22 protein-coding genes are annotated in these 15,033 nt (G+C 69.8%); all 22 read left to right on the top strand.

The features are described from left to right. The first annotated feature begins 36 nt into the window (after nt 1–36). The 22 genes from AC069X_RS14675 to AC069X_RS14780 all read left to right on the top strand — a co-directional run bounded on the left by AC069X_RS14675 (nt 37) and on the right by AC069X_RS14780 (nt 14,997). Nucleotides 37–402, top strand: coding sequence for a MazG-like family protein (locus AC069X_RS14675; protein WP_478728614.1), 366 nt, complete (start codon nt 37–39; stop codon nt 400–402). After that, nucleotides 399–902: an NUDIX domain-containing protein gene (locus AC069X_RS14680; RefSeq protein WP_478728616.1), complete on the top strand. Its 504-nt coding sequence runs from the start codon at nt 399–401 to the stop codon at nt 900–902. Before AC069X_RS14675 ends, AC069X_RS14680 begins: the two co-directional genes overlap by 4 nt. 276 nt (nt 903–1,178) lie before the next feature. Further along, the gene (locus AC069X_RS14685; protein WP_478728617.1) at nt 1,179–1,778 is read left to right on the top strand and encodes a hypothetical protein; all 600 of its coding nucleotides are present in this window, start codon (nt 1,179–1,181) and stop codon (nt 1,776–1,778) included. Nucleotides 1,779–1,960: 182 nt separating this feature from the next. Beyond that, nucleotides 1,961–2,302 carry a hypothetical protein gene (locus tag AC069X_RS14690; protein WP_478728619.1) on the top strand — a complete coding sequence of 114 codons (342 nt, stop codon included), beginning with the start codon at nt 1,961–1,963 and terminating at the stop codon, nt 2,300–2,302. 36 nt (nt 2,303–2,338) lie between these two features. Continuing rightward, complete coding sequence (locus AC069X_RS14695) at nt 2,339–3,439, top strand: AAA family ATPase (RefSeq protein WP_478728620.1); 1,101 nt, start codon at nt 2,339–2,341, stop codon at nt 3,437–3,439. A 58-nt stretch (nt 3,440–3,497) separates the two neighbouring features. Further along, entirely contained in the window at nt 3,498–4,643 is a 1,146-nt protein-coding gene (locus AC069X_RS14700; protein ID WP_478728622.1) for a PD-(D/E)XK nuclease family protein, read from the top strand. 79 nt (nt 4,644–4,722) lie between these two features. Next, the gene (locus AC069X_RS14705; protein WP_478728624.1) at nt 4,723–5,565 is read left to right on the top strand and encodes a hypothetical protein; all 843 of its coding nucleotides are present in this window, start codon (nt 4,723–4,725) and stop codon (nt 5,563–5,565) included. Nucleotides 5,566–5,799: 234 nt separating this feature from the next. Further along, entirely contained in the window at nt 5,800–6,321 is a 522-nt protein-coding gene (locus AC069X_RS14710; protein WP_478728626.1) for a hypothetical protein, read from the top strand. 31 nt (nt 6,322–6,352) lie between these two features. Next, on the top strand, nt 6,353–6,820 hold the full coding sequence (locus AC069X_RS14715; RefSeq protein ID WP_478728628.1) for a hypothetical protein: 468 nt from the start codon (nt 6,353–6,355) through the stop codon (nt 6,818–6,820). Between the two features lie 109 nt (nt 6,821–6,929). Beyond that, complete coding sequence (locus tag AC069X_RS14720) at nt 6,930–7,295, top strand: hypothetical protein (RefSeq protein WP_478728630.1); 366 nt, start codon at nt 6,930–6,932, stop codon at nt 7,293–7,295. A 75-nt stretch (nt 7,296–7,370) separates the two neighbouring features. Continuing rightward, on the top strand, nt 7,371–7,676 hold the full coding sequence (locus AC069X_RS14725) for a hypothetical protein (protein ID WP_478728632.1): 306 nt from the start codon (nt 7,371–7,373) through the stop codon (nt 7,674–7,676). Between the two features lie 60 nt (nt 7,677–7,736). Next, nucleotides 7,737–8,045, top strand: coding sequence for a hypothetical protein (locus AC069X_RS14730; RefSeq protein ID WP_478728634.1), 309 nt, complete (start codon nt 7,737–7,739; stop codon nt 8,043–8,045). A gap of 80 nt (nt 8,046–8,125) precedes the next feature. After that, complete coding sequence (locus AC069X_RS14735) at nt 8,126–8,500, top strand: hypothetical protein (RefSeq protein ID WP_478728636.1); 375 nt, start codon at nt 8,126–8,128, stop codon at nt 8,498–8,500. Beyond that, nucleotides 8,491–8,697: a hypothetical protein gene (locus tag AC069X_RS14740; RefSeq protein WP_478728638.1), complete on the top strand. Its 207-nt coding sequence runs from the start codon at nt 8,491–8,493 to the stop codon at nt 8,695–8,697. The genes AC069X_RS14735 and AC069X_RS14740 overlap by 10 nt, the downstream gene beginning before the upstream one ends. A 16-nt stretch (nt 8,698–8,713) precedes the next feature. Continuing rightward, on the top strand, nt 8,714–10,153 hold the full coding sequence (locus tag AC069X_RS14745; RefSeq protein ID WP_478728640.1) for a DUF3560 domain-containing protein: 1,440 nt from the start codon (nt 8,714–8,716) through the stop codon (nt 10,151–10,153). A 123-nt stretch (nt 10,154–10,276) separates the two neighbouring features. Further along, complete coding sequence (locus tag AC069X_RS14750) at nt 10,277–10,759, top strand: hypothetical protein (RefSeq protein WP_478728641.1); 483 nt, start codon at nt 10,277–10,279, stop codon at nt 10,757–10,759. Between the two features lie 23 nt (nt 10,760–10,782). After that, the gene (locus AC069X_RS14755) at nt 10,783–11,253 is read left to right on the top strand and encodes a hypothetical protein (RefSeq protein ID WP_478728643.1); all 471 of its coding nucleotides are present in this window, start codon (nt 10,783–10,785) and stop codon (nt 11,251–11,253) included. Beyond that, nucleotides 11,250–11,831 carry a hypothetical protein gene (locus AC069X_RS14760; RefSeq protein WP_478728645.1) on the top strand — a complete coding sequence of 194 codons (582 nt, stop codon included), beginning with the start codon at nt 11,250–11,252 and terminating at the stop codon, nt 11,829–11,831. Before AC069X_RS14755 ends, AC069X_RS14760 begins: the two co-directional genes overlap by 4 nt. 161 nt (nt 11,832–11,992) lie before the next feature. Continuing rightward, nucleotides 11,993–13,075 (top strand): N-6 DNA methylase, encoded by a 1,083-nt coding sequence (locus tag AC069X_RS14765; protein WP_478728647.1) that lies wholly within the window; start codon nt 11,993–11,995, stop codon nt 13,073–13,075. After that, entirely contained in the window at nt 13,072–13,857 is a 786-nt protein-coding gene (locus AC069X_RS14770; RefSeq protein WP_478728649.1) for a phosphoadenosine phosphosulfate reductase, read from the top strand. The genes AC069X_RS14765 and AC069X_RS14770 overlap by 4 nt, the downstream gene beginning before the upstream one ends. A 113-nt stretch (nt 13,858–13,970) precedes the next feature. Next, on the top strand, nt 13,971–14,333 hold the full coding sequence (locus AC069X_RS14775) for a hypothetical protein (RefSeq protein WP_478728651.1): 363 nt from the start codon (nt 13,971–13,973) through the stop codon (nt 14,331–14,333). A gap of 40 nt (nt 14,334–14,373) precedes the next feature. Continuing rightward, nucleotides 14,374–14,997, top strand: a complete 624-nt coding sequence (locus AC069X_RS14780; RefSeq protein ID WP_478728653.1) for a hypothetical protein — start codon at nt 14,374–14,376, stop codon at nt 14,995–14,997. Nucleotides 14,998–15,033: the final 36 nt, after the last annotated feature.

Genomic DNA, 15,033 nt, shown 5'->3' on the forward strand with positions numbered 1-15,033 from the left:
GTGCACGTTCCCGATCCGGATCAAGGCAGGAGTCCCATGGATGTCGTGTGGAAGACCATCGACGCGCTCGCCCGGAAGTTCTCGGCGCGGGATGACGAGCGGGGGGTGGCAATCGAGCAGCAGTGGCTGCTCCAGGTCCTCAAGATCGGTGAGGAGTTCGGGGAGGCCGCGCAGGCGGTGATCGGCGTGCAGGGCGCGAGTCCGTGGAAGGGCACTTCGCACTCGTGGCTGGATGTGCAGGCGGAGGTGGCGGACACCGCGATCACCGCGCTTGTCACGCTGGCCCGGATGCGGCCTGACGCCGCTGAGTTCTTCGCGAGCGTGCTGGCCGAGAAGTCGAGCCGCTTCCCTGCGCCGACGCAGCCGTCCCTGGATGAGGCCGAGGGGGTGGAGTCCCCGTGACGGGGGTCTGGCTCCCGCCGGAGCAGTACATCGCGACTCTGCCGAAGGCAACCGTCGACGGCTGCTTCTTCTTCACCGATGGGCAGGACCGGCCGATCCAGCTGAGGGCGGCACGGTATCCGGATGCGTGGCAGTGGCCAGGCGGCAACATGGACGCTGGCGAGAGCCCCTGGGAGTGCGCCCGGCGGGAGGCCTTGGAGGAGACTGGCCTCGAGCTTGGTGGTGACGGGTTGCCTCGGCTCCTGGCCATGCACTTCCTCCCGCCGGTCGGGGCCTGGACGGTGAACAAGGTGGGGTTCGTCTTCGACGGGGGACGGCTGAGTGACGAGCAGGTCGAGGCGATCGTCCTCGACCCGGGTGAGCACTCCGAGCTGCAGGTCCGTTCGGTCGAAGGGTGGAGGCCGGACTTGAGCGGGCCGGCATTCCGTCGGCTGTGCGCCGTGGTGGAGGCTCGGCAGACGGGGGGCACGCGGTACCTGGAGTACAGCGAGGGGCCATGAGTGCTTGATCGGCTGGGGTGGCGGGTCCGCGGCGCTGAAATGGGCAGAGGAGGAAACGTTCAGTAGCGGCTCGGGATGGCGGCCGGTGGCGTTCGCTCCGAGGACGGCGAAACCCCCGACCATCAGAGGATGGTCGGGGGTTCGCGTACACCTCTTGGAAAGTGTGGTCTCAGTCTAGCGGCGCGGGCTTCACGCTACGGGGCCCCGGTCGGCAGCACCCCCGCTCATACCCGTATTCTGCTATCTCGCATACCGGAGAGGATCGGAGGGGTTGCCGTGGCTAAGCCGCTGGTGATGGGCCGCAAGGAAATCGCGCACGTGTACAACATCGCGCCGACAGCCGTCAGCGACCGGTGGATCCCGAGGGGGACACTCTCCTACGAGGACGCAGTGATCGTCTCGGGTAAGCCGTTCTGGCCGGGCGGGCTGGTGGTTGAGCTTGCGCTGCCCGAGGGCGGGCGGGGCCGGCAGCTCGATGTGGGTCGACTGGAGGCCTTGGAAGCCGCTCAGGGTGCTCGCGTTCGGCCGAAGTCGAAGGGCGAGCTGCCGCGCATCGTCGGGCTCCAGGAGGTCGCGGAGATGTTCGGTGTCGACCAGGTGAAGGCGAGCCAGGCTACGAAGAGCGCGCAGGGGATGCTGCCGCCGGCGGACTATGAGCTGTCCGGGTCGCCGCTGTGGCTCCTGGAGGCGGTCCTGGCGGGTGCGGAGCACACCGAGCAGGTGTCGAAGGGTGCGCGGAGAAACCCGGGCGCCTGGCGGCTGCGGCCTGCGGTCGTCGAGGATCTGCGGCAGGGCCGGTATGCAGGGCCTGGCTCGTCGTTCAAGGAGCGGGGCAAGAAGGCTGCGGAGACGGACTCAGCTCCAGAGGGTGCGTAACGGCACTACGGTGGCGTGAAGTTGAGGGCTCCGGCCGGGTTCGGCCGGACCTCTCGCTCCGTTCACGGGTGGTTGACGCCCCCACCAAAGGTAGTAGAATTTAGCTATCGGTCAGCCGGTCCGCTTGGATCGGGCCGCGCTCATGGCGTAAAAATAGGCCACCATCTATCTCCGGAGGGATCATGGATACCACGCAGCTTGAGCTGCCGATGGCCCCGCTGCGCCAGCTCGACCCGGCCGGCAAGAACCTGAGCATCCAGAAACGCTTCGAGGCGTTCCACGAGCTCAACCCGTGGATTCTGGCGACGCTGGAGTCCATGACGGCCGACTGCGTGGAGCGCGGCCTCGATCGCGTCGGGATCGGCATGCTGTTCGAAGTGCTGCGGTACGAGTACGGCCGCGCAACCCGGGGCGACACCTGGAGGCTGAACAACAACTTCCGGTCCCGCTACGTCCGGTTGCTGCTGAAGCGACACCCCGAGTGGAGTTCCGTCTTCGAGGTGCGCGGTCTTCGCAGCGCCTAAAAATAGGCCATCTTCTATAAATCTCTTGGAGTCGTGATGTCCAATTTTCCGTCCCCGCCGAAGCTCCGCACTCGGAAGCCGACCGGCGTCATCCCCTGGCCCGTGATCCTGATCGAGGGCGAGGAGAAGGCAGGCAAATCCCACACCGCCGCCGCGTTCACCGGCTCAGAGAAGACCGGACAGGCGTACTGGCTGGAGCTGGGCGAGGAGACCGCTGAGGAGTACATCAACGTCCCTGGAGCGGACTACGAGCTGATCGAGCACAACGGGTCCTTCCGCGACATCCTCGGCCAGATCGAGGCCGTGCACGCGGAGGCTGTCCGCGCGGCTCGGGCGAAGGAGAAGCCGGTCGTCCTGGTCATCGACTCGGTCTCAAACCTGTGGCGGATGCTCGTGAACTGGACCCAGGTCCGTGCACAACGCTCCAACGTCGGCCGCAGGAAGCTCCAGGCTGACCCGGACGCGGAGATCAAGCCCACCATGAACCTGTGGAACGACGCCGGGGAGAGGTGGGCGAGGGTGATGTACCTGGTGCGCACCATGCCCGGCATCGTGATCCTGCTTGCCCGCGGCAAGGAGGTTGCGGCTCTGGACGATCGTGGAGAACCGATCCCCCGCACTCAGGCCACGGACTGGCGGATCGAGGGGCACAAGTCACTGGCGTACGACGCCACCGTGTGGGTGCGCCTGCGCCGGGATACCGACCCGCAGATTGTGGGCGCCCGGTCGCTGAAGTTCACCGTCCCTCGCAGCACGCAGAAACCGATGCACGTGCCGAAGTTCTCCGTCGAGCAGCTGGTGTTCGGGCTCATGGGGTGCGCCATCCACAACCAGCCGAAGGCTACGCCGGAGCTCACGGGCGATCTGGCGCAGGTGTGGGAGCCGAAGGTCAAGGAGGCGGCGGCAGGCGGGGTGGAAGTCCTCAAGAAGCTGTGGCGGGACGCCGAGAAGGAGCCCGGCCTCGACCGGGAGGAGCTTGCCATCATCCGCAACGCGATCGAGCGGAAGGCCGCCGAGCTGGAGAACCCCAAGAAGCTGGACGACCCCACCAGCGATGCCGCACGGCTGCGAGCCGCTGCTGAGCAGGTCCGCGACGAAAGCAAGGCAGACGCCGAGTTCGACTCGGCCGCCGCCTGACCAGCCCTTCGCCTGCGGGGCCCGCACGTCCGGGCCCCGCCACCTCTGGGAGAAGTTCATGACCACGATGACGACGGCTGTCCTGCCCGGGTCGATCTGGGGCGCCGCGCACGACGCTGATGCTCGACGGCCCCGCTCAGTCCAGACGCAGCTGGGCGCCTCCGACACGATCTGCCAGCGCCGTGCCGGGTACATCCTCGCCGGCGCCGAACGTAAGAACCCCTTCGCCGACAAGCGGGCGGCGATTCTCGGCACGTACATCCACCGGGGACTGCTGGAGGACGCCCGCCGCGAGTACGGGTGGCTCGTCGAACGCGTCGCCGCCAACGACGTACTCCGTGGCCACATCGATGCCGTCCACCTGGACGCGGAGGCTGCCGCCCGTGTGCCGAAGCGGCATCGGCCGCTCGTGCCGGCCGAGGTCGTGACGGTGGAGGACATCAAGACCAAGTCCTCCCGGATCTGGGACCGCGTGCTGCGGTTCGGTCCGACGGCCGCAGAGATGCGGCAGGTCCTGCTGTACGCGCTGATGCTGCGGGAGGTCGGGTTCGCGGACATCCCCGGACAGCGGTACCTGCACCGGCTCGGGCCGCTGGACGTGCAGCGGATCCGGTTCCGGTTCGTATGCCGCGACACCGGCGAGGAGCACGTCCAGGAGTTCCCCTTCGATCCGTGGCTCGCCGAGGAAGCCCGCTGGTGGGTGGAGCGCGTCCTTGAGGCCGAGTCCCCCGAGGAGCTGCGCCGGGACCATGACGGTCCGGGGCTGTCGAAGGTGTGCGACAACTGCCCGTTCATCACGTCGTGCTGGCCCGAGGTCGCCCCGGGGGTCCCGGCGCAGACATCCCTGGTGCACGACGACGCCGACCGGGCCCGCGCGCTGGCCGACTACGTCAAGGCGCACGAACGTTGGCGGGCCGCCAACGACGAGAAGAAGTTGCTGCGCAAGATGCTGGACGCCTCGCCGGAGGGCAACTACGGCGCCAACCATCTCGGTTGGAGCGGCGGTAGCGACAAGGAGGAGACGGACGTGCCAGCCATGGTGGGCATGTTCGAGGACGCTGACCTGGTCGTGCCGATGGTGCCGGACGCCAAGGCCATGGTGGAGATCCTCCGCCGGGCCGGCTTCGTCATCCCCGTCCGCCGCGCGGCCGGTCAGCAGACTTCCCGCTCGATCAAGGTCTCCGCGGCCCGCAAGACCACCTGAGACCGCCGGGCGGCCCGGACCTGAGGTCGGGGCCGCCCGGCCTCCGCACGACCCGCACAACACCTTCTGGAGATCTTCCATGACCATCCTTCGCCGCCACCTCAGCAGCGGCTACACGGCGCTGCCGACGGCCACCCTTGAGGATGCCCGCCTCAGCTTCCGCGCCCGCGGCATCCTCGCCTACCTGCTGGCGAAGCCCGACACCTGGCGGGTGGCTGCGGACCGGCTCGCGAAGGCGGGCAAGGAGGGAGTGGAGGCCGTGCGTACGGCCCTGCGAGAGCTGAAGGACGCGGGCTACTACCGGGTCGTGACGGAGCGGATGGCGGACGGCACGCTGCGGCGGATCACCGAGGTGTACGACCAGGCGCAGGACTGGGCTGCCGAGGAGTTTCGGAAGCTGGAGGAGAAGCGGTTGGCCCGGCGCCACCAGAAGAAGCAGACGGCAGCTCCGGGCGCGGGTGAGGGGGAATCGCTGGAGGCCACCGAAACCGGGTTTCCGGGCTTCGGTTCCCCGGTGTCCGGCTCTCCGAGCGATGGTTCGCCCGGGTTTATAGGTAGTAACCAGAGTCAGTACTCAGAGAAGAACCCCCTAACCCCCGCAGCTGGCGCAGCGGGGGGACCTGCTGCCGCTGTTCGCGAAGAGGCACCGGCGCACCCTCCGGCCGGCGACGGGTGCTCGGTGCATCCCGACGGGCCGGGCCGCGGGTGCCGTGGCTGCGGTACGAGCCCCCGGCAGCTTCGTCAGGCCAAACAGTCGGCAGCGCGGCAGGAGGCGCAAGTCCGGCAGCGTGCTCGGGATGCCCAGGTGATCGCTGAGGGCGCGCAGCCGTTCTCCACACTCTCGGACGTGGCGCGTCAGGCGATCTCCGAGATCCGAGCCAAGCGCGGCCGGACGGGCATTACGACGCGGCAGGAAAAATAGGCCATCATCTTTCTGTATCCTGGCGCGGCGGCAACCACCCCACCCGGGGGCCGGCAACCTCTTGGAGATGGACATGAACGAAGCAAGGCGCCGTCTATGCAGACCGATGCGGCACCCCCGGCCACGCCGCCCCCGCGAGGAAGGCCGGAACACGCGTAGACCGATGGGGCCATAAATAGGCCATCGACTATCGACGACGCATGGGCTTGACGCCCTCTGGCACTGGACGACCTGATGAAGCTCACCGACAACGACATCGCCATGGCCGCCCGCGACTTCTTCAATCCGGCCCAGCTGCTGGAGTTCGCGGACCTGCCATTCACCGACTCACGGACCCTGCGGGCCGGTCAGCTACTCCGGGAGCGGGGAATGCAGGGGATGCGCCTGCGCAGAACGCCCGGCGAGCCGGAGGCCGGAGCCATGTGCAGCTGGACGTGGAGGCCGGGCGGCTTCAGGTACAGCGTGGATGCCGTCGGCGGCGCCCGCTCCGGCGACGTCAGCTGGCGGCAGGTCTCCCAGCTGGCCGATGAGCGCCCGACCCCCGTGCGGTACGGCGCGCTGCGCCAGGCGGTCACCGCCGAGGCCGCGCATCGCCGCTCCTACTCCCCCGGACCGGCGCCGTTCCGCGACGCGGACGCCTGGCAGGAGCACTTCTACCGGCCGTGGGCTCGCACGGCCTCCTCGCTGGAACTGCGCGCCCAGGCCGCGAAGGACGCCATCCTCCCGGCGCCGCGGCCCCAGCCGCCCCTTTTCTGACCGCTTCTGCACGCCCCACGAAGGACCCGCCGTGATCAACTCGACCGCTGCCACCACCTGGCTGGAGCAGGCCGCCTGCGCCGGCTCCGAGGGCTACGTCCTGTCCGCAGGCCAAACCGAAGAGCCTGCCGAGCGGCTGGTGAAGGCGGTTGAGCCACTGGTGCGCGTCTGCCTCGTCTGCCCCGTGCTCAACGAGTGCTACGACCGGGTCCGGCCGAAGGGGTCACAGTTCGACGGCGTCTGCGCGGGGCGGCTGTGGATCAACGGACAGGAGGCGGCGCGCGCTCTCGGCGCCCCGCCGCTGCCGAAGTCCCTCGTCTCCCGAGCAGGGGTCTGCGGCGAGCCCAGCGGCGTGCGCGGTCACCGGCGGGCCGGGGAGCCGCTGTGCGGGCAGTGCCGGGTCACAGCCCAGCGGTCGGAGTCGAGGGCGGCCGGCGCGGCGACGATCCGCAAGCGGGGGGCGAGGAGCGCCCGCCGCCCCCTCGCCGCGAAGGGCTAGCACCACCCCTCTGACCTGCGGGTTTATATTGACACCCCCACTGTAGATAGTAGAATTCAGTTAAGAGGAAGGGGGAAGCCCCGACCCGCTCCAATCGGAAGGATCCGCGATGCACACCCCGATGCCCGACCCGATCAGCGTGCTGGCCGTCTCCCGCGACTACGCGATCAGCGAGGTCCAGGCCGAGGTTGTCCTGACCTGGGCCGCGGTCGCGATGACGTTGGAGTGGGAGGACTTCGCCCTCGAAGCGGGCCTGGACCCGGCCGACGGTGACGCGATGGGCCGCTGGAACCAGCAGTTCCCGCATGTGCGGACCGCCTGCCTCGACGGTGCCGTGGCGCAGGTCGCCGCAGCACCCGCCCCGGTCCTCGACCCGGTGGGACAGCTCCTGCGCGACGTGCGAACCGCGCCGGTCTGCCGCCGCCGCCCCGCGAGCCCCCTGCGGACCAACCGGACCCGCGTCCACATCCGCTGAGAACCACCCGGCCCGCTCCACCGGGGGCGGGCCGGGCCACGCCAACCCCACCCCAACACCGAATCGGAGACATCCATGGGAGCTGTTGACTTCGACCACATCGAAGCCGGCGTGAACGTCGAGCAGGCCTTCCACGCAGCCCGGGAAGCCGCCCTGCACGAGCACGGCCACGGCCGCTACACCGGCAGCATCGCCGAGAAGGCCACCTATCTGGTCTTCGGCGAACCCCGCACCGGCACGGACCAGGCGTACGAACGCGCCTCCCAGCTGCTGGACAGCGACCAGCGCATCGCCGACAAGTGGGGCCCGGCCGGCGCGCTGCCGGTCGTCCTCGACGACGGCCGGGATGGCTGGCTGTTCTTCGGCTGGGCCTCTTACTGACCTGTTACCTGCACTGGGGCGCCCTCGCGGGGCGCCCTGCTACACCTCTTGGAACGATCCATGTCCTTCAAGCACCTTCCCCTTCTCGGCACCGCCGAGATCATCGGGACCCTGAACCTCAGCCCTAAGCAGACCGCGGCAGCGGCCAACCTCGCGCACCGGGTGACTCAGAGCGCCTGGCGGCGACGGCCGCCGCACAAGAGCGGCCAGACCTACGCGGATTTCGCCGCGACCGTCACTGACTGCGCCTGGCTCACGATGTTCGAGGTCGGCGCCCTGCTCACGCTGGGCCGCCACCGCGATGCGCTGCTCCTGACGGAAGCCTCCCGCTTGGTGCACCAGCCCACGCACAGCGGACGGCCGCGATGACCTGGCCGTCCCGCCACTACCCACACCAAAACCTGGAGCCCGATGTGCTCGACCTCTATGCCACCCGCACAGCCCTCATCGTGACTGCGAACCTCCTCCGCGTGCAGGCCGAGCACCGCACACCGCTCGAACTCGCCACGCAGGCAGGCGTGCTGGAGATGTGGAAGCAGGCAACCCCGGAGCTTCGCCGAATGCTGCTGCTCCAGGCCGCGTGGGAGGCCCGGGGCCGGTTCACCGGCGAAGCCGACGACGACGCGGCCCGCTACGCCGGGTACTTCTCCGAGGCAGCCGCCGACGCGGCATCGTACGGCGCGACCCGGCGGGACGACTTCGTGCACCAGGTCACTCCTCCGTTCGTGACCGCCCAGTCACTGGCCTTCGACCGTGAGGACATCCCGACCTCCCTCGTCGCCACGCTGCTGCTCGCCCAGCGCATCCCGGGTCGGTGGATGTGAAGAGCGGCGCCCGCGTCTGGCTGCGCCAGGCGGACGACGCACCGGTCCGCGATCGAACGGACGCGGCAGCCGCATTCGAGGTGATCGAGACCACGGTGGGCGCCACAGGCCCCGTCTACCTGCTCGCCGCCCACGACCCGCTCATCAACGCCCTGTACGCCGGGTGGCACCCCCTCGCCCGGCTCATCCGCACCTGAAAGGACTGACGCACTCATGACCCTCGAAATCGAACACACCCGCGCCGACGGAACGATCCTCCACGGCTCCCGCAAGGGAGACGGCGTCTACGAGATCGTCCAGCAGCACGGCTTCCGCTACTCCCGGAACGTCGGCATCTACATCCGCGGCTCACGGGACAAGGAGGCGCAGCACTGGTGGATCAACCGGGCGGCTGACGCCCTCCGCGCGGCCGGCCACACGGTCACGATCGAGATCAACGAGGACGACGACCGCTCCTTCGCCGAGATCGAAGAGGCACGCGAGGAGCGCGCCGAGGACCGGGCCGAGCGGTTCAATGACCGCGCGGGCCGCGCCGCCGCGGCCTCCACCGCCCGGCGCGGCGCGGCCCACGACATCAGCCGGCGGTTCGAGTTCGGCCAGCCGATCCTCGTCGGCCACCACAGCGAGCGCCGCGCCCGCCGCGACCAGGAGCGCATGCACGACAACATGCGGAAGTCGATAGAGGAGAACAAGCGGGCCGGGTACTGGTCCGACCGCGCTCAGGCCGCCGAGTCGTACAAGGAGCACCGGAACGACCCGTACCGCACCCTGCGGCGACTGGAGAAGCTGCGAGCCGACCTCCGCCAGCAGGAGCGGCACCACGTAGAAGCCCTCGAGAAGGGTTACGACTCGGTCGACCGGCACGCCCGCCTCATCCGGGACATACGCAAGGAGATCGAGCACTGGGAGGAGGTCGTCGAGAAGGCGGAGGCCGAGGGCGTCAAGGTCTGGGGCCCGGACGACTTCGCCCCCGGCGACTACGTCGTGTGCCTGGGGTCCTGGTACCAGGTGGCCCGGGTGAACCCGAAGACGCTGAGCATCGCGTGGAATTTGCGGCTCGCCCCTCTGCAGGTGATGACGCTGGAGGACGCCACCGAGCGCGGTCGGGTCTGGACCCACACGGTCGACTACACCAAGGTCCGGGCCCGCTGCCCGGAGGAAGCGATGGCCGCCTTCCGCGCGGACGGGAAGGTGCCCGGCACGAAGGCCGCGCGGGCAGCGTCCGAGGAGCAGCCGGCGGGCGCCGTCCGCAAGGCACAGGCGGCGAAGCCGAAGCCGAAGGCGACGAAGTCCACCAGCGACCCGAACCTTGCGAAGCGGGTTTACGTCACCTGCCCGCTCGGCGGGGCCGAGGCGACGCTGACGTGGTGGAACGGAAACAGCCGCCCGCACAAGGACTTCGAGCCGGTGACGATCACGGCCAAGGAGGGCGCGAAGTTCCACCGGTCGGTCTGGTCCCGCCCGCTCCAGGAGGAGATCGCGAGGATCCTCGACGAGCGCGGCTACGTGTGCGGCGAGGGCGACTGGAAGCTGTCCCGCGACCGAAACGGGTTCGTGCGGACCATCCAGCCGAAGCCGGAGGCTGTTCCCGAGGAGCCCGCCAAGGCGGCCGTCGAGAAGGTGGCGGCCCCGCTCCTGCCCCTGGCCGGGTAGCCCCCCACCCCGGGGAAGGACAGAAGGTTGACCCCCACCCCGATAGATAGTAGAATTTAGATATGCGGTGAGGGGGTGGCCCCATCCCCTCACCGCCCCGACGATCACGAAGGAGTGGGAACCATGACCGATGACGGCTACCTGGGCCAGTACCTGCACGAACTTCCACCCAGCACCCGCAACATCACCTCCGCGGCAATGGCGCTGGCCCGGGTCGGCGAACTCGGCTGGGCACCTCGCGGCGGATACCCGGGCTCGGACGTCCTGTGGCCGGTGAGGTGCCTGCTGTGCGGCTGGGACGGCCTCCGCTTCTACAGCCACCTCCGCCGCGCCCGCCCGAAAGGTCGCCACGCAGGTTGCATCCCGATCGGAGAGATCGCCGAACGGCTCCACCAGCTCGGAGCGACGGCCAGGGGCAGTTGCGCGTGCACTCAGCCGCACGCCGTGAGCGCCGAGGCGTTCCACGAGGCTGCCGTACTCCTCGGCTCGGCGCACGCCGACGGTGCCCGCGAGCAGGCCCTCTTCCTTGCCGAACGACTCCTGGGACCCTGCCCCGCCGCAGCCCGCCGCGGCCGCGCGGCGCGGCGCGCCTTCCCCCGCTCCTGACCACACCCACGAAAGGCGGCACGATGAAGCCGTTCAAGATCGGAGACCGCGTCTCCGTCCTGCACCTGTCGAAGACCCGAGGCACCTGCCTGGCCGTGAACCGGTACGTCGTCCACACCAGCGATCACCCCGTGTACGGGCAGAAGGTGTGGGTGGAGATGCCCGCCGACTCGTCGCGGGCCAGCGTCCACGCCACCCCGGCACACCCCGATTTCATCAACCACATGGACGCCGACCCCATCTCCGAGCAGTCTGCGAACACCCTGATCGCCAACCTGGACTGGCACCTGGCGATGGCCGCCCCGCAGTCCACCCGCCCGAGTTGGCCGGCCGGGTGGCGCAGCGCCCGCGTCGAAACACCCCTGACCGAAGCCGAGCGCGCGGCGCACGCAGCGCAGGCCGCACTGCATCTAAGAGAACTGCGCGCGTGGCGCCGCGAGTACGACCGCTGGCAGCAGTCCGTCACGCCCAGGCACCTGCGAGGCATGCTGTGAGCGCCGCCGACCGGCCGCACTTCACGACCAGCGGGGCCTGGCTCGCCCGAGTCCGGAACCCGGCGACGGCACACGAGTACCGGACCCTGATCCCTTCCCGACGCCTGCGCACGGAACGATGGGCCGAGGCCCAGACAGCACTGGCAGCCGCCCGCGACGCTACCCACCTGGGCCCGGACTTCTGGGCGGGCGCCGACCTGTACGAGCTGACCTACCTGCCGCAGCTCCTGCACCGGGAACGCGCCATCGCGTGGGCCGCACTGGCCGAGGTCGGCCTCGTGTCCCCCTATCGCGGGTGGCGGCCAGGTATCGCCGCGGGGTGGGAACGGCGCGGGGACCGATGGCGAGATCGCCTGGAGGAGACCCACCAGGAAATGCGCGAGCAGGTGATCGGCTTCGGCACGAGCTTGGCCCAGGTAATGACGGCCGCCGACACGCCGCACTGTGTGGACATCGGGGCCTACCGCGACGGCTTCGACGAGGTGAACTGGCAAGAGCTTGGCGCCGACGTCCACAAGGCCGCGATGTCGACCCTGATCCGGACCCCGTACGGCCTGCTCTGGCTCGACAACGGCTGAGCCCCGGGCCCCCGCTTCGGCAGGTGGGAGGAGTTGACCCCACCCCATTAGATAGTAGAAATTCGATATCAGTTGGGGGGCGCCGCCTCTCGACCCCGACCCGCCCCGCACCCCTGCGGGGCGGGTCGGCCCGTTCAAGCACCCCCTCGTAGGGAGTCACCATGGACCTGCAACTCGACCTGTTCGCCTCACTCGCCGCAGAGGAGGCCGAGTCCGCGAAGCCTGCCCCCGCCAAGCCCCCCGCGACGTCCACCACCCGGCCCGCCCGCCGCGCCTCCGCCCCAACACCCCCTCCGGCTCCAGCACCCCGCGCGAAGCCTGCCGGCGGCCGGAGGATGTCCGACGAGGCCGCCCGCCAAACGGCGGCCGCCCTGGGTGAAGCAGTCGCGGACGCCTGGCACCGGGCGCACGGCGGCCCGGACATGGCCGTACCGATCGGACTCGTGGCCGCCCTGTCGCTGATCCGGCAGCGCGACGCTGATGGCCCGGACCTCAAGGCGCAGATCCTTGCCCAGAAGCCGCGCGAGCTCGTCGAGATGTTCCAGCAGATATGGGCCGGACACTGGCAGGCCCGTCCCGACCTGATCGACCGGGCCCGCGTCCTGCACGAGTGGCTCAACTCCCCGGACGAGATCGACGACCACCGCGCGTACTGCGTGAAGGTGGTGACCGAGGCCGCTCTGAAGGCGGGGATCCTCGACCTGACCGGACACAGCGACCCTATGGAGCGTTCCCGGGCTGACGCCCTGTCGCACGTGATCATGCTCCTGCGCAGCCGTGGTGCACGGCAGGGCCTGGGCGAGTTCCACACCCCGCCCTCCGTGACGGACATGATGGGCGAAGTCCTGCTGACCAACCTTTCGGCCACCGCCGCATTCGAGCTCCAGGACCCCCAACCAGGTCAGCACATCCACGACCCGGCCGGCGGGAGCGGCGGCATGCTGCGCGCCGCCGCGCAGGCCCTGCGCTGGCGCGGCCTCGACCCGGCCGCCTTCCAGTGGTCGATGGTTGACGTGGACGCCATCGCGGCGGCCTGCGGCGCCGTGAACGCGATCGTCTGGGGGCTGGGCCCCAACGTGGTGGTGGCCTGCGACAACTCCCTGTCCAACCCCCGCGCGGTCGAGGATGCCCGCGCCCACGCGCGGGCCGTCATCGCCCACCGCGACCGGGTGATGGGAACGGCCCGCATGACCGCCGCCGTCCGCCAGACGCAGGCACTGCTGGAATCGACGGCGGCCGCGTGAAAACGATCAGCTACGGAGGGGGAGTCCAGAGCACCAGCCTGATGGTGCTGGCCGCTCGCGGAGAAATCCCGCACCGCGACTTCCTGTTCGCCAACGTCGGCGACGACAGCGAGGACCCGCGCACCCTGGACTACATCGCGCGGGTTGCCGCCCCCTACGCCCAGGCACACGGCCTTCGCCTGCACATCCTCCACCGGCGGACCGCCGGACGGCACGAGACCCTGTGGGAGCGGCTGATGCGCCCGGGGTCCAGGTCGCTGCCCATTCCTGTCCGGATGAGCAACGGCGCCCCAGGGACTCGCAGCTGCACGAAGTCCTTCAAGATCGACGTGACGGGGCGCTGGCTGCGAACGAACGGAGCACGCCGCGGGGCACCGGCCGAGGTGGGGGTCGGCATCTCCTTGGACGAGATCGGCCGGGCGGCCTCGCGCCGGGGCGAGCCGCACGAGCAGGTGACCTATCCGCTGCTGGACCTGCGCATGCGGCGCACGGACTGCCTGGGGCTGATCGCGGACGAGGGGTTGGAGGCGCCTCCCAAGTCGGCGTGCTGGTTTTGCCCCCTGAAGTCGCTGGCGGGCTGGTCGGAACTGGCCCGGGACCGTCCAGGCCTGTTCAGCCGGGCGTGCGACCTCGAGGAGACGCTGAACGCCCGCCGCGCGGCGCTCGGCCGGGACGACGTGTTCCTGACGCGGACCGGCCGGCCGCTGGCCGACGCGATCAGCGCAGCCCAGGATGAGCTGCCATTCGATCCCGGCTGCGACTCCGGATGGTGCACGACCTAGGGAGCCCCCACCCATCTGACCTGCACGGACAAGCTTGACGCCCCCCTAATGGGTAGTAGAATTTAGATAAAAGCTGAGGGGGGCACCCAAGGCCGACAAACACAGGAGGAACCATGACCGGCACCACCACCGCCCTGCGCATCGACATGGACGGACAGATCCGCGAATACAACCTCGGCAGCGACCGCGACCACCAGCGCCGAGTGATCGGCCGCGCTCTGCTCGACAACGTCGAAGTAGTCGAACGCATCGAGTGGAAGGGCATTCCCTCCATCCTGATGCTCGCCCGAGTCCACCGTGCCGGCGAGGACCTGAACTTCTGTGCCGGTCTCGCCTTGGACATCCTCGGCCTGCCCACGCCCGCCCTCGTCGAAGGCGACGTTCTCTTCGTCGGCTACACCGCCGCGACCGGCGAGATCACCGATCTGCCCAACGGCGCGGCCGCCTTGATCCGCCAGGCCAGCCCCCAGCCGTAGACGAACACCCGTCCCAGCACACCTCTTGGAGAGCATCCCCATGACCACGACCGCCGCCCGGATCTCCCTGATCGACCTGCTCCTCCTGGCCGACCCCCTCGCCGAGCGGCTCGGGCCGGACTGGACTCGCATCGAGACCAGCCCCGACCCCAAGACGATCCGCTACGGCCACCACCCCACCGGAGCGGTACTCGGCATCCGGCACCTTTGGGACGGAGCCGCCGCCCAGACCTACCTCCTGACCGAGGGCGAGCCCGCGTACAACGCCGGTGTCACCTTCCGCGAGGACACCTCCGTCGACGACAGCCTCATGGAAGTCATCACCACGCGCCTCCTGCCCGCCATGAACGGCCACCGCCCCAAGCTCCGCCAAAACGGAACCCCTCACCCGCCGAAGAACACCGAGCCGCAGGAGACCTTGGCGGCCGGCGAGGAGCAGCACACCGAACCCGAGGTGCAGGAGCCCGCACCCGCCGGGCCCGACCAGCCCGACACCACGTCGGCCGTCGGCGAGGGCGAGGTCCAGGCACCCGCCGAGACTGCGGCGCCGAAGGCCCGGCCCCGCGCCAGGAAGACGGCCACAGCGGCCGCGCCGGCGGCCACGAAGAAGGCCTCCGCGCGGCGGTCCGCCACCCGCAAGACCAAGCCCGCCACCACCGCCTGACCCATCCAGACCACGGGGTGCGGGCCAACCCACCGC

The sequence above is a fragment of the Streptomyces sp. NPDC043896 genome (assembly GCF_056435605.1).